Raw genomic sequence first — 14,453 nt, 5'->3', positions numbered from 1 at the left:
CCGTTTTATCGTTCTAAAGAATATCGATAACGCCACATTAAAAAAAGAATCATAATATACACAACAAAAGATGCAACCGCGCTGACTGTAATTAGAGTGATGGCCTGACTTTCCGGAATGTTTAAAGCGAATGGAGTTAGGATCACTACGCCCATAATAATAATAATATAATTCGTTTGAAAATTTTTCGTCGTCTTTGCAAGTGTCTGATTTTGATGGTGGTTTGCTAATTCAATGCATCCTTGTAATAAAAAATAGATAAAAGCAAGATGAATTAAAGAAAGGATGGATGACGCCATTAGTATCAAGAATGTCGATGTAGGAGAGACAAATCCCTCAAGAATATTGATTTCTCCTATAAAATATTCCGGAATACTTAAAATCGCCAAAATGATCGCGAGCATTCTCACTTTTTTATAATGATGAGAGAACGCGATTAAATTGCCTAAACCGGAAATAATGATAAAATAACCGATGAAATCTGGCAATATATCGAATTGAATAATTTTAAAATCTAAAAATTCGAGCATGAGGCCCCAGAAAATTTTTGTAAATGCATTTGCAATGGCTGACATTATTTTTCCCCCTGGACAATGGCCGCGATGTCTTTTTCGGTCAATTCTGGCTGGTAGTAGATAGTATCCGGGAATGAAAATGTTTTACCATGCTCATCGACGCCAATCAATTGAATTTCTCCAGTATATAAATGAAGTTTGTTTTTATCATCTTTGTCAAACTTTATTTGATATTCCATTGACAAGTAGTCGCCTTTTTTCTTACTTATGGGAAAGGAATCTTTAGTCAGGAGCTCTCCCTTTGGTACGATATCGAAATGATTTTCGGGAGTTCTTTGTTTTTCTCCAACATAAATCTTTATTACCTTTTCCATTTTATCTGCAAATGGAATTTCCAATTCTGTGATGTTCACATCTTTTTTAGCAACTGCTACGGTATATCCTGTATGATCTGACGAACTTCCACTAGCACTAAAGTCGAAAGGAGTATTGTTTTCTTTATATTTGCGAAGAAACACATCTCCAATATCCATTAATTGAATTTCCCCATTCGTAAAATGTGTTTCCACCTCTGTTATTCGTAGTTCCTCGTTATTGATAATCTCTTCAATTTCTTCAGTTACATTAATATGTACGATCTTCAGTTGATGATGTCTATATGTATTATATATTTGATCATCGGATACTGGCAGTGTTATCTCTGAATCCGGAATCGTGAACCAAGCAATTTCAATATTATCATTTCGATTTGTCAAATATTGAAATTGGAGCGTGCTATTAACACCAACCTGAGTATCATAATAATGTTTCAACATGATTGGTTCTTTCAGTTGTTTACTGACAAAAAATAAATAATTTCCAAGCAAACTTATGAATGCGATGACTATGCCGCCTATTAGGATGGCTTTATTTATTTTCATAATGTTATTCCTTTCTAAAGTGATCCTCACCTATCATTCTACAAATTCATATAAAACTCCTTTTTAAGTGTAGGGGTTGGGTGTTTATCTACGTCTATTAGTTATAGATATGCGAAATATAGGAGTGAATTTCATGAAAAGAAAAGGACTATTCGTAATCATTATTGTTTTAACGATTATTTCTTACTATAAAAAAGACGAGATTATCATGGCGTTTACACAATCACCCATACATATTTCAGGAGAAGCTGCCGTTTTAATGGATGAGAATACTGGAAAAGTTATTTTTTCAAAACATGAGAATGAAAAGTTATTTCCGGCGAGCACAACAAAATTATTAACTGCTTTGGTAGTACTTGATAAAAGTGAACCTGAAGAAAAAGTGAAAATTGGAGAAGAGGTTTATTTAGAAACAAAAGGTGAAGCGCGTGCTGGCCTATTTGAAGGACAGATTCAAACGGTTGAAGAATTACTTGCCGCTATGCTCTTGCAATCAGGAAACGATGCGGCTAGATCATTGGCTGTCTATACGGCCAATCAAGATAAGCAAATGAGTGAACTTGAAGCTCTTAGCTATTTTGCCGATTTAATGAATAAAAAGGCAAAAGAAATCGGGGCGATTTATTCCCATTTTGTAAATCCTCATGGATTGCATGATGCTGATCATTTTTCAACAGCGTATGATATCGCCTTAATTGCGAAAGAAGCGAAGCAAAATGAACTTATTAATAAACTAGTAAGTCAATCTGTATTTTCAACAAATACACATACATACCAGAATCGGAATCAGCTTTTAAATCCTAATAGCCATTATTACTACGAAGCTGCAACAGGTTTGAAAACAGGATTCACCGACCAGGCGGGATATTGTCTTGTATCCTCTGCTAAAAGAGGAAAGCGAGAACTCATTGCTGTTGTTTTGCATTCTGGAAAGGAATCGATGTGGACAGATTCTATTTCGTTATTAGACTATGGTTTTGAACAAGAAAAAAATAAGCTTGCTCAACAATGATAAAATAAATTAGAAACAAGTGTAGGGTTGGTGTTATTCACAACGTCTATTAAGAGGCAAGTTCGGAAGGGGGGAGAAGTATTGGATGATGTGCTCATTGAAAAGATAAAAAACGGAAATGATCATGCGTTTCGTATTCTCGTTGAAAAATATCGAAGCCATATATTTTATACAGTGTACGGCGTTCTTCGCAATGAAAAAGATGCAGAAGATGCGGCGCAGGAAGTGTTCCTCAAAATCTATACTTCTCTCCCCCAATACGAGAAGCAAGGCTTTAAAACGTGGATTACAAGAATAGCGGTTAACCATGCGATTGATATAAAAAGAAAACAAGTAAGAAGACAAGAAAACCAACAAGTAGAGTATGATGAAAGCGGTCATGCCCCTCCGTCGGAAAGTGTAGAGCTGTTAGTAATTAGAAAAGAAAAAAGAGAGCTCTTGCGCAAAAGAATTAAGGAATTACCGGCAAACTACCAATCAGTGGTGGAGGACTTTTACATAAAAGAAAAGTCTTATCAAGAAATAGCTGTAAAACAAAAAGTGCAGCCTAAAACAATTGAAGTACGATTATATCGAGCAAGGCAATGGATGAAAAAGCACTGGAAGGAGGATGACTTTTCATGAATCATATGAAGTATGAAAATTGGCTCAAATATGTCCGAGATGAGCTGAATGAAGATACGCGAGAACAATATGAAAACCATCTATATCGTTGTGACCACTGTCTAGAACTTTATTTAAAGGCTGTGGAAGCGATAGAATTCCAAACCCTAGAAATAGCCGAATCATCCAACTTTACAGATTCGATTATGAAACAATTAACAGAGCTAAAAACGCCTGAAAAGAAGAAGAGAAAAAAGATATCACACAAACAAACAATCGTTCATTATTTCGTAGCGGCTGCAGTTACGTTGCTATTAATGTCTACAGGGGTATTTACAAATCTCATGAATATGGCAAGTTCATTTGAAAACAGTGAACAAAAACAAGCCGATTCTTTCGTTCAAGCATTTTTAAATAAACAGGGATCATTTACTAATAAATTTGAAGAGATACTTAAGGAGGGAGAACATAATGAATAAAAACCCATTTATCGCGTTTTTACTCGCATTTTTTCCAGGCGGGGGTTTGATGTATCTTGGAAAAGTATTACGCGGTTTTTTCTATACAGTAACTGTTTTCGGAATTCCGATTGCGTCATTAGTTTTGGCAGGCATTACTTCTACTGACGAATTTACGATACTCGCATTAGGTGGATTAATTATGTACATTATCAACTTTATTGATACTGTCATAACCGCATCTAAAATATATCATCAGCCAGTTAAAACGGAAGATATGGCTTCGCAGCAAAAAGCTCATGACTCCGAAAGATTTTTTACAATTGTTTTATCATTCATTCCTGGACTTGGTCATTTCCAACTAGGGCTAGTATATCGTGGAATGACATTACTTGCTTCTTTCATCGGAGCAGCCATAATGGTGCTATTTGTGACAATGATGACAAGTCGAGATGAGTTTCTCGTATTCCTAGCTGCACTTCCTATTATTTGGATTTACGGATTTTTTGATGTGATACGATTGCTCGATGCAAAACAAAAAGGAGAAACACTTGTTGATAAATCAGTATTAGAAGATATTGAAAATAGATCAGGAGAAGGCAGAAAAAGTAAAGCCATTGCAACATTGCTTTCCATTATTCCAGGAGCGGGTCACTTATATCTAGGTCTGCAAAAACGCGGGATTCAGTTAATGGCAGCATTCCTATTTTCCATCTATATACTCGATGTGCTGAGACTCGGGATTTTCCTATTCGTAGTTCCAATCATCTGGTTTTTTAGCTTCTTCGATGGCTTGCAAAAAGCTTCGAAAGCGGAAAGTGATGAAGTTGAAGAAGATGTACCCATCGTATCCTTCTTTATTAATCATCAAAAATGGGTTGGGATTGGGTTAATTGCTCTTGGGGTGTACTATTTGGGAACGCAAATTCTCATGCCTATTGCTAGTCCGTATTTACAGAGAATATTAGATATCGATATCAATTTCTGGTTTTATCGCTATTTCCAAACAGGAATCCTTTGTCTTTTACTCATCGGTGGAGGTATTAAATTAATGTCAGGGAGAAAAGCGACACAATTGCAAGAAGAAGGTGAAAACGAATGAGAACATGGAGAGTTGGTTCTTTTTCAATGGGAGGGGCACTCGTTTTCCTCGGCGTGTTCCTTCTATTGCAGCAAGTTCTTGATTGGGATCCCGCGATCGCACTTCTTTCATGGTGGCCAGTACTATTCATTATTTTAGGAATCGAAATCCTTGTATACTTAGCTCTTTTTAATAAGGAAAATAGCCGAGTCAAATATGACTTTATTAGTATTATCTTTATCGGTTTTATTGGAACACTTGGGCTTGGCGTTGCTTTGCTGCAGACAGTTGGGTTGCTTGACGCAGCTAATCAATATGTTTCGGCAGAAGTAAAAACAATGGATTTGCCAAAATATGAAGAAACGATGCTTGATGGAATTACTCGAGTTCAAGTAGATGCAGGGCAATACCCGGTGACGATTGAAAGTACTCCAAGCAAAAAGATGACGATGTTTGGAACATATAAAGGTGACGTTGGCAAAGATGGATTTCCAGTAAAAGAAATTTCTGACTATGCGCTTGTCGAAAAACAAGGGGATACGATTTATATACGTTTCAAAGAAATTCCATACAAACGATATAGTAGATATATTGGTTTTGTAGAAACTACACTACTAATCCCTGAAAATATCAATCTTGAAGTGAGTGGAAAAGGAAATTCATTAGCACTAAAACCTCGAAATATGCAAAGTGACTGGAATGTTTTAGATAGTGGATATTTGGATATCATAATGTCAAAGGATACGAACGTAACACTGGAAGTTCAAGATTCCGGCAATTTAGATGATAGTAAATGGGAAAATATTAAGAAAATGAAAAATGAATATGAAGACAGAATCAAATCAGCAAGCCAAACTTTTGGCACTGGAAAATATTCGATCGTTGTTAAAAATGCGGATGGCGTCAATATTAAATAAGTATTAATTCTTCGGTCTAAATAAGTTTGATAAAACACATTGTTAAAAAGTTAATTAGGAGAAAGTTGTATGTTCCTAATGCGAGAATGAAATCGTTGTGTTCGTTCTCGCATTTTTCATAAAACTCGATGTGCCCGTAAAGTTGAAAATAACATAAACCCGGTCACGATGAAACTTCCAATGTGCCCCTAAAGTCGAAAAATGCATCTCCACGGTCACATTCAACCTAAAAATTAAAATATTGTCTAATACAGTCAACGCTACCGTTCAAACTGTTCGAAAAAATTCACAACCTTTTCTTCATCTGCGCCCAATAATGTCCACTGTTCTGGATTTTATTAAAAAAAAGAGGTATGATATGTCCGGATGCTTAATTGATTATGATAAAAGTTTCGATTATTGATTTCTTGGTGATAGGGTGATGTGAATGAAGAGAGCTCGAATTATATATAATCCGACTTCAGGCCGGGAAATTTTCAAACGAAATCTAGCAGATGTATTACAGAAACTTGAAGCGGCTGGCTATGAGACTTCTTGTCACGCTACAACTGGTGAAGGTGATGCGATTGAAGCTGCCAGAATTGCGGTTCAACGTAAATATGATATTGTCATTGCTGCCGGCGGAGATGGCACTATTAATGAAGTAGTGAATGGGTTGGCTGAACAGGAATATCGACCAAAACTCGGAGTGATTCCAACCGGTACGACAAATGATTTCGCGCGTGCCTTAAATATACCGAGAGATATTGATTCAGCCGTTGACGTCATTATTAGAAATGAGACGATTCCGGTTGATATTGGCCGCATGAATGATAGCTATTTTATCAATATTGCTGGTGGTGGACGTTTAACGGAGTTGACGTATGAAGTACCTAGTAAGCTGAAAACAGTGCTTGGCCAACTTGCCTACTATTTAAAAGGGATTGAAATGCTTCCGTCCATTCATGCTGCAGAAGTAAGCATAGAGTACGATGGTAAGCTGTTCGAAGGTGAAATCATGCTTTTCTTGATCGGGCTCACTAATTCAGTTGGTGGTTTTGAAAAGTTAGCTCCTGATTCTTCTGTCAATGATGGTTTATTTACATTGATGATTTTGAAAAAAACAAACTTGGCAGAATTTATCCGAATTGCATCGTTGGCTCTTCGCGGTGAACATATAAACGATCCTAATTTAATTTATACGAAGGCGAATCATATAAAAGTAAAGTCGAAAGAAAAGATGCAGTTAAACATTGATGGTGAATACGGTGGGCTGCTGCCAGCAGAATTTTCGAATCTATATCGCCATTTAGAAGTATTTGTTCCAATTGATAAAATTAGAGAGCAAGATAAAGTATAATAAGAAAACGAAACAGCCCGGATAGGCTGTTTCTATTTTTTAAGGTTATTTACTTGTTCATCTATTATATTATTGCTATATTAAAAATATTAGAAGTAGTTCATAATTTCACAATGAAAGCGGTTTAAGCTCTATCAAGAGATTAAATAAAAACATATCGAGGGAGAGAAAATCATGAAAATCACCGTTTGGAATGAAAATCGGCACGAAAAATCGAATCAAGTTGTCGCCGATATTTACCCTGAAGGCATTCATGGAACAATCGCTAAGACTCTAGCTGAAAATGGATTTGATGTTAAGACAGCAACGTTGGATGAGCCAGAGCATGGATTAACGGAAGAAGTTCTTAGTGAAACAGATGTACTTTTTTGGTGGGGACATATGGCACATCATGAAGTTTCCGATGAAATTGTGAACCGTGTACATAAACGCGTATTAGAAGGAATGGGCCTAGTTGTTTTGCACTCTGGACATTTCTCAAAAATCTTCAAAAAATTAATGGGCACAAGCTGTGACTTAAAGTGGCGTGAAGCTGACGATAGAGAAAGACTTTGGGTCGTCGATCCTTCACATCCAATTGCAGAAGGGATTGGCGAGTATATCCAACTGGAAAAAGAAGAGATGTATGGAGAGCATTTTGATATTCCGGCTCCAGACCAACTTGTGTTCGTAAGCTGGTTTGAAGGGGGAGAGGTCTTCAGATCAGGATGTACATACCAAAGAGGAAACGGTAAAATATTCTACTTCAGACCTGGACACGAAACATATCCAACTTATCACAACAAAGAAGTTCAAAGAGTGCTTGTGAATGCAGCGAAATGGGTAAGTCCATCCAATCGTCCATATCCAACTTACGGAAACGCGAAGCCATTAGAGGAAATTTCTAAAAAGTAAAAAGTTCTTTTAATCCTTGTCTAATTTGTGACAAGGATTTTTTTTAGTTGAAAAAATATATATTTGTGTTATATTACTAATTGAGAATGAATATCATTGTCACGTGAGGTAAATGAGAGGAGTTATGGTGTTTATTAAGAAAGTTTGATGATGATTATAATATTACATAAAAAAATTACTTAGAGGTGAATGGCTTGAAAAAAATTCTGTCTATATTATTACTGTCTGCTTTAATGATTATTATATCGGCTTGCGGAACTGACGCAAAGAAGGACAACGATGAAAATACAAATACAGGTGCACAACCTGCCGAAGAATTGACAATTAAACACCAACTGGACGAAACAAAAGTGAAAAAGAATCCTGAAAAGGTAGTTGTTTTTGATTTTGGATCACTTGATACATTAGATAAACTTGGCATCGATCCTATTGCATTGCCAAAAACCAATATCCCGAAATACTTGGAAAAATACGAGGATGAAAAATATGAAAATGTAGGGAGCTTGAAAGAACCTGATTTTGAAAAAATTCATTCTCTTAAACCAGATTTAATTATTATCTCAGGACGTCAATCAGAATTGTATGATCAATTTAAGGAAATTGCTCCAACAATATTCTTAGGCGTTGATACTGAAAACTATATGGAATCATTTGAATCAAATGCTAAGACGATCGGCCAAATTTTTGGTAAAGAAGATGAAGTAAATAAAGAATTGACTGCAATTGAAGATAGCATTAAAGCATTGAATGAAAAAGCATCTAGCTTGGATGGGAAATCGTTAGTTGTATTGGCCAACGAAGGAAAGGTAAGTGCATACGGTCCAAAGTCTAGATTTGGAATCATCCATGATGTATTTGGTTTTGCACCAGTAGATGATACACTTGAAGTTTCAACACATGGTCAAGGTATTTCTTTCGAGTACATTGTTGAGAAAAACCCAGAATATTTATTCGTAATTGATAGAGGTGCAGCAGTTGATGGTGAATCCTCTGGCAAACAAATTGTTGAAAATGATATGGTAGAAAAAACAAATGCTTTTAAAAATGACCACATCATTTATTTAGATCCAGATTTTTGGTACCTATCTGGAGGCGGGCTCGAATCTGTTGCGAGCATGGTAAAAGAAGTTGAAGGTGCAGTAGAATAAACAAAGGGATTGCTCCATAAAGTTGGAGCAGTCCTCTTTTTTTTGGATAATGATATAATGAGAGCAAATGAAAGTGAAAGGGGTATTCTATTGATTTCACAATGGCTAAAGGAATCTAACTATACAGTAATTTTAACTGGTGCAGGAATGTCGACAGAGAGCGGCTTGCCGGATTTTCGTTCATCTGGAAAAGGGCTCTGGACTAAAAAAGACCCTAGCCAGATCGCAAGTACAGAAGCACTGAATAAAAACGTGGAGGAATTTTTTGATTTTTATCGCCACCGTGTGCTTGGGTTAAATCAAGCGAAGCCCCATAAAGGACATAAAATTCTTGCCAAATGGGAAAAACAAGGGATTCTAAAAAGCATTATTACTCAAAACATTGATGGATTTCATTCAGAAGCGGGAAGTCAAAAGGTTTTAGAACTCCATGGTACTATGAAAAAAGTCCATTGTGAGTCTTGCGGCAAGGAATATGGTAATGAAAAATATGCTAATAAGGAGTTTATGTGTGAATGTGGAGGGAAGCTCCGGCCTTCCGTTGTCTTATTTGGTGAAATGTTGCCGGAAGACGCATTATTTCAAGCTGCTGAAGAAAGCGAAAACGCTGAATTATTTATTGTGCTAGGTTCATCCTTGACTGTTACACCTGCAAACCAATTTCCTATTATCGCGAAACAAAACGGTGCCAAGCTCGTAATAATTAATATGGAACCGACTGATTTCGACGTATATGCCGACCTTGTCATTAATGACCATAAAATTGGGGACATATTAGGGGAAATAGATGAAGATCTCTCCAAATAATGAAGAGATCTTTTTCAAATGGCTTTGAGCATATTAAGATTTTCTATCATATATTTTGGACTAACATCTTTTTCAAGAGTATGACCGAGTCGATTATAAAAACAAAAATCAATCCCAGCATTTAAAGCTCCGTAATAATCGTCGAGCAGTGAATCCCCAACAAACAATGCATCTGTTCGCTTAATATTTAATCTACGCAACGCTTCATTAAATATTTTTTTATCTGGTTTCCAATATCCCACTTCATCCGAAATAATTAATTCATCAAAGAAATGATCAATTCCACCAGCAGAAAGCCGTCTTCTTTGGGCTTCACCAATTCCGTTTGAAATAATCGCCAATTGATATTTACCGTGTAAATGAGATAATAGCTCCTGCGCATATTCTTCAAAATCACAAGCATCACAAAACGTATTCCAATAAAAATCAGCCAAAAGCTTAGATTCAGAGCTATCGAGATTCAAGTTTTTAAAGGTGTCGCTGAAGGAATACTCTAATACTTGATAAATTGAGTAATTGGATTTTACTCGATCATTCCAATAGTTCGTATTGATCGTTGTATATACATTCCAAAATTCGTCCCACATAAATGATTCTTTGTGAATTAACCCATGTTCCTCAACTGTTTTTTGCATAGATTTTAATTCACTGACAGAATAGTTTAATAGAGTATTATCCAAGTCAAAAATGATCGCTTTGTAGTCCATGAATAACATCCTTTAATTATTTTAGTATTTAGGTTACCGCAAATCCCGAAAAAGAGCAATAAGCCCCTCATTAAAGAAGGGCTTATTCATATTAGTTTTTAAGATCCTCAATCGAATCAATATCCATATAGGTTGGAACGGTTAGACCTATTTTTACGTTTTCCATGCTGATTCCTAGGTCCTCAAACTTGCCATCAAATTTTTCTGCATACGTTTGGTGAGTAACTGGGAGCCATCCTGCAAGTAAAGCATCCGCACTCCCATCAGCTACCGCTGTCCACATTGGTCCAGCTTCTACTTGTGAAATAGTCACATTATAGCCTAAGTCTTCGAGAACAATCTTCATAACATTAATACTAGCAATATTACTGTCCCATGAAACGTACACAAGTTTCAATTTATCGCCGTCCACTTTATTAACGTCTTTAGTCCATTCTTTCACTTTTTCTTCATTTTCATTAATCCAATTTTGAGCTGCTACTTCTGGCTTTTCGCCATCTTGAATTTCCACCATAATGGCACCCATATCTTGGTCTTCCCATTTAAATTGTTGGAGAGCTTTGTAAGCTTCTGGATGATCATCCTTTAAACCAAGTCGTCCGATAGAATGGATTTCCTCAGCGCCGCCATATACGCCTTTAGGGTCATCCAAATACTTTAAATCATATTTTGAAAACATCCAGTGAGGATTCCATCCCGTAAGAATAATCGGTTTTTCCTTATCATAAGCCTTTTTCAAAGAAGCTGTCATCGCAGCACCTGAACCAGATACAAGCTCCCAGTCATCAAGTTCATATTCCTTAATAGCATCTTCTGTTGCCTGCATGATACCTGCACCAGGATCGATTCCTGTAATTTTATAGTTTACAGTTTTACCGACGGAATCAGAATCAGAACTAGCATTATCGCTTCCACATGCAGCAAGTCCGAGTGCTAAAACTCCGGCAGCTCCTAGTCCTGTTACTTTTTTAAATAAATTCATGATTCATTTCCCCCTTGTTTTTGCTTCCCAGCATGTTGTGTAATTCTATCTAAAATAATGGCAACAATTACAATCGCCAATCCTGCTTCAACACCGACACCTGTTTTTAATTGTGTAACAGCACGATATACTTCTTCACCAAGTCCCGGAGCACCTACCATAGAAGCAATAACAACCATTGATAATGCCAGCATGATGCTTTGATTGATTCCCGCCATGATAGTTGGCATTGCAAGTGGGATTTGGACTTTCATTAGCTTTTGTCCAGTTGTCGAACCGAAAGCCTCAGTTGCTTCGATTAGATCTTCTGGTACTTGACGGATGCCAAGAGTTGTTAAGCGGATGGTAGGGGGCATGGAAAATATGACAGAAGCCACAATCCCAGGCACGACCCCGATATTGAAAAAGAAAATAGCAGGCAATAAATACACAAATGCCGGCATGGTTTGCATGAAATCAAGAACAGGCGTGACAACTTTCCGTACCGTATCCTTTTGTGAAGCCCAGATCCCAATCGGTATACCAATGACAATTGAAATGACAACAGAGGCAACGACTAGGGCAAGCATTTGCAGCATTGGATCCCAATAGCCTAAATAATCAATAATCAAGAAGCCAATTAATGAAAATACGGCAATTTTTTTGTTGGCAACCCACCAGGCTACGAGCCCGAAAATTAAAGCTAAAATAATAGATGGAATAAATCCAAGCCCGTTTACAATTCCATCGACCATTCCTTCTAAAAAAACAGTTACACCATCAAATACAGCACCAAAAGTATCAATCAGCCAATCTAGGAATTGATCGATCCAAGAGGCGAGTGGAATACGCGGAATTAATTTATCCATTTAATTCACCTCCCGTAATTCTTCTGAATCATCTTGGCCATTAATAAAATCATTATCTCCCGACAACGCACCAATAAGTGCACCGCGAATAATAATTCCCTGCAGGCGATGATTTTCTTCATTTATGACTGCTACTGGGATGGTGGCAGTGGAAACAACATTGAAAAGATCGGTAAGCAACGTATCAGAAGTAACCGTAGTGATGTTTTCAATGAGGACATCTTGGAGAGATTGATTATTCTCAGATGCGATATTTGCATCTTGGGCCGTAACAGCCCCTAGAAGGCGATTTTGTTTATCGACGATATAAATGGAGGAGATTCCATGGTGTTTCATCAATCTTAAAGCGACCCGTGGTCCTCTATCTAGTTGAACCGTTTCGGCAGACTTCATAATATGGCTTGCCGTTAAAACCTTCGAAAGGTCAACATCTTCTACAAATCTCTCAACATATTGATTAGAAGGGTTCATTAAGATTTCTTCAGGAGAACCAACTTGGACAATTTCCCCATCCTTCATCAAGGCGATTCTGTCACCGATTCGAAGGGCTTCATCAAGATCGTGAGTGATGAAGATGATTGTTTTCCCCATTTCATCATGCAGCTGCAGCAGTTCATTCTGCATATCCTTGCGAATGAGAGGATCTAGTGCACTGAATGCTTCATCCATTAATAAAATATCCGGGTCATTCGCAAGAGCACGAGCTAAACCAACCCTTTGCTGCATGCCACCACTTAATTGATTAGGATATTGATCTTCATAACCTTCCAAACCAACAAGCTTTAAAGCTTCCTTTGCTGTTTTTTGGCGAATACCTTTTTCTACACCTTGAACTTCAAGTCCATATTCCGTGTTTTCTAATATGGTTCGATGTGGAAAAAGAGCAAACTTTTGAAATACCATTCCAATTTTTTTCCTTCTAACCTCGCGTAATTGCTCCTTATTTAAAGTAACAACATCCTGACCATCTAATATAACTTGACCTGATGTCGGTTCAATTAAACGATTTAACATTCGTACGAGTGTGGATTTACCACTTCCTGACAAGCCCATAATGACGAAAATCTCACCTTCATACACATCAAAGTTCGCATTTTTAACACCAACTGTGGCGCCTGTCATTTTAAGAATGTCATTTTTGTTTTTTCCTTCTTGTAAAAATTGCGCGGCCTTTTTTATGTTTTTGCCGAATATTTTAGTCACATTTTTTACTTCAATCTTTTTCTTTCCTAAATCTTCCTTCATGATTTCATCCCCTTCGTTACTTATATAAGTGTAGGGGAATTGTAACTTGTAACTCAAACGGCATATAACTTGATATTCACTATGTATGGTCCGTACAGTATAAACTGTACAAAGTATTTCAGTGATATTCTTATTAATGCTCTAGAATACTCCCATTTGCTTTGCAACATCATTCTTTACTTTAGCTTGCCGGAATTATACTCTAAATAATAAGTCGATTATTTCGGAGGATGTGAAATAAGTGAAAGACAAAGAACAACTAGAGAAAGCACGGGAGAGAATCATTGAAACAATTGCGCAAAATATAGATTTATACGGTGTAACTCCTTCCGCGGGCAGGTTGTACGGAATGATGTATTTTTATAATAAACCGATAACGCTCGACGAAATGAAAGAAGAGCTAGGCATGAGTAAAACGAGTATGAGTACTTCAGTCAGGTCCTTATCTGATTTAAAGATGGTGGAAAGGGTTTGGAAAAAAGGAGTTAGAAAAGATTTATATCAAGTGCAAGAGGACTGGTACCAAAGTTTTATCGATTTATTTTCGACAAAATGGAAAAGCGCCATTTCCATGCATACTCATGCAATAAAAAAGTCATTAACGGAAATGAACCATCTTATTTCGGATGAGGATACAAGTGAAGAAATTAAAGAATTAGCTAAAATAGATGTTGAAAAATTGAAGTATATTCAGGATTATTATGAATGGCTGGATCAGGTAGTAGAGGCATTTGAAAGTCATGATATATTTACATTGGTGCCTAAGAAGGATAAGGAATAAAAAGAAAAAACTGTCCGGATTGAAAGGGCAATATTATACAGGGGGTTGATTTTCGCTATAGGCGGACGCTTTCTTACCTGTAGTCAAGTATTTTTCCTAACTTATTTTGTTGGGAAATGAAATTTAAGAACGGATAATTATCAATAGGCTGTTTGCGCAAACTTTGTTGCTTTTAACTAAGTAATGCGGAAGCTTG

Annotated in this window: 16 protein-coding genes; 10 read left to right on the top strand and 6 right to left on the bottom strand. The window is 36.8% G+C overall.

The window, feature by feature from the left end:
* Nucleotides 1-5 precede the first annotated feature (5 nt).
* Together KHA96_RS19955 and KHA96_RS19950 are read right to left on the bottom strand one after the other, a co-directional pair.
* Nucleotides 6-575 carry a hypothetical protein gene (locus KHA96_RS19955; protein ID WP_213131048.1) on the bottom strand — a complete coding sequence of 190 codons (570 nt, stop codon included), beginning with the start codon at nucleotides 573-575 and terminating at the stop codon, nucleotides 6-8.
* Entirely contained in the window at nucleotides 575-1,435 is an 861-nt protein-coding gene (locus tag KHA96_RS19950; protein ID WP_213131047.1) for a hypothetical protein, read from the bottom strand. The genes KHA96_RS19955 and KHA96_RS19950 overlap by 1 nt, the downstream gene beginning before the upstream one ends.
* A gap of 133 nt (nucleotides 1,436-1,568) precedes the next feature.
* On the opposite strand from KHA96_RS19950, the gene KHA96_RS19945 reads away from it, so the two are divergent.
* The 9 genes from KHA96_RS19945 to KHA96_RS19905 all read left to right on the top strand — a co-directional run bounded on the left by KHA96_RS19945 (nucleotide 1,569) and on the right by KHA96_RS19905 (nucleotide 9,694).
* Entirely contained in the window at nucleotides 1,569-2,447 is an 879-nt protein-coding gene (locus KHA96_RS19945) for a D-alanyl-D-alanine carboxypeptidase family protein (RefSeq protein WP_213131046.1), read from the top strand.
* An 81-nt stretch (nucleotides 2,448-2,528) separates the two neighbouring features.
* A complete protein-coding gene (locus KHA96_RS19940) occupies nucleotides 2,529-3,071 on the top strand; it encodes an RNA polymerase sigma factor (protein ID WP_213131045.1) in 543 nt (180 codons plus the stop codon).
* A complete protein-coding gene (locus KHA96_RS19935; protein ID WP_213131044.1) occupies nucleotides 3,068-3,529 on the top strand; it encodes an anti-sigma factor in 462 nt (153 codons plus the stop codon). Before KHA96_RS19940 ends, KHA96_RS19935 begins: the two co-directional genes overlap by 4 nt.
* On the top strand, nucleotides 3,522-4,610 hold the full coding sequence (locus KHA96_RS19930; protein WP_213131043.1) for a hypothetical protein: 1,089 nt from the start codon (nucleotides 3,522-3,524) through the stop codon (nucleotides 4,608-4,610). The genes KHA96_RS19935 and KHA96_RS19930 overlap by 8 nt, the downstream gene beginning before the upstream one ends.
* Nucleotides 4,607-5,506, top strand: coding sequence for a hypothetical protein (locus tag KHA96_RS19925; RefSeq protein ID WP_213131042.1), 900 nt, complete (start codon nucleotides 4,607-4,609; stop codon nucleotides 5,504-5,506). The genes KHA96_RS19930 and KHA96_RS19925 overlap by 4 nt, the downstream gene beginning before the upstream one ends.
* A gap of 427 nt (nucleotides 5,507-5,933) precedes the next feature.
* Nucleotides 5,934-6,845, top strand: coding sequence for a diacylglycerol kinase (locus KHA96_RS19920; RefSeq protein ID WP_213131041.1), 912 nt, complete (start codon nucleotides 5,934-5,936; stop codon nucleotides 6,843-6,845).
* Between the two features lie 171 nt (nucleotides 6,846-7,016).
* Nucleotides 7,017-7,739: a ThuA domain-containing protein gene (locus tag KHA96_RS19915; protein ID WP_213131128.1), complete on the top strand. Its 723-nt coding sequence runs from the start codon at nucleotides 7,017-7,019 to the stop codon at nucleotides 7,737-7,739.
* 194 nt (nucleotides 7,740-7,933) lie between these two features.
* A complete protein-coding gene (locus tag KHA96_RS19910) occupies nucleotides 7,934-8,887 on the top strand; it encodes a siderophore ABC transporter substrate-binding protein (RefSeq protein WP_249315783.1) in 954 nt (317 codons plus the stop codon).
* Between the two features lie 90 nt (nucleotides 8,888-8,977).
* Entirely contained in the window at nucleotides 8,978-9,694 is a 717-nt protein-coding gene (locus KHA96_RS19905; protein ID WP_213131126.1) for an NAD-dependent protein deacylase, read from the top strand.
* A 14-nt stretch (nucleotides 9,695-9,708) separates the two neighbouring features.
* Here KHA96_RS19905 and KHA96_RS19900 read toward each other — a convergent pair whose 3' ends face one another.
* The 4 genes from KHA96_RS19900 to KHA96_RS19885 all read right to left on the bottom strand — a co-directional run bounded on the left by KHA96_RS19900 (nucleotide 9,709) and on the right by KHA96_RS19885 (nucleotide 13,476).
* Entirely contained in the window at nucleotides 9,709-10,401 is a 693-nt protein-coding gene (locus tag KHA96_RS19900) for a YjjG family noncanonical pyrimidine nucleotidase (protein ID WP_213131040.1), read from the bottom strand.
* Between the two features lie 91 nt (nucleotides 10,402-10,492).
* Nucleotides 10,493-11,383, bottom strand: a complete 891-nt coding sequence (locus tag KHA96_RS19895; protein ID WP_213131039.1) for a glycine betaine ABC transporter substrate-binding protein — start codon at nucleotides 11,381-11,383, stop codon at nucleotides 10,493-10,495.
* Complete coding sequence (locus KHA96_RS19890) at nucleotides 11,380-12,231, bottom strand: ABC transporter permease (RefSeq protein ID WP_213131038.1); 852 nt, start codon at nucleotides 12,229-12,231, stop codon at nucleotides 11,380-11,382. The genes KHA96_RS19895 and KHA96_RS19890 overlap by 4 nt, the downstream gene beginning before the upstream one ends.
* Nucleotides 12,232-13,476, bottom strand: coding sequence for a quaternary amine ABC transporter ATP-binding protein (locus tag KHA96_RS19885; protein WP_213131037.1), 1,245 nt, complete (start codon nucleotides 13,474-13,476; stop codon nucleotides 12,232-12,234).
* Between the two features lie 241 nt (nucleotides 13,477-13,717).
* On the opposite strand from KHA96_RS19885, the gene KHA96_RS19880 reads away from it, so the two are divergent.
* A complete protein-coding gene (locus tag KHA96_RS19880) occupies nucleotides 13,718-14,257 on the top strand; it encodes a GbsR/MarR family transcriptional regulator (RefSeq protein ID WP_213131036.1) in 540 nt (179 codons plus the stop codon).
* Nucleotides 14,258-14,453 lie beyond the last annotated feature (196 nt).

Origin of the sequence: Bacillus sp. FJAT-49711 (genome assembly GCF_018343715.1) — a bacterium.
Classification (GTDB): Bacteria; Bacillota; Bacilli; order Bacillales; family Bacillaceae_C; genus Lederbergia.
This window is presented reverse-complemented; position numbering and strand designations above follow the sequence as displayed.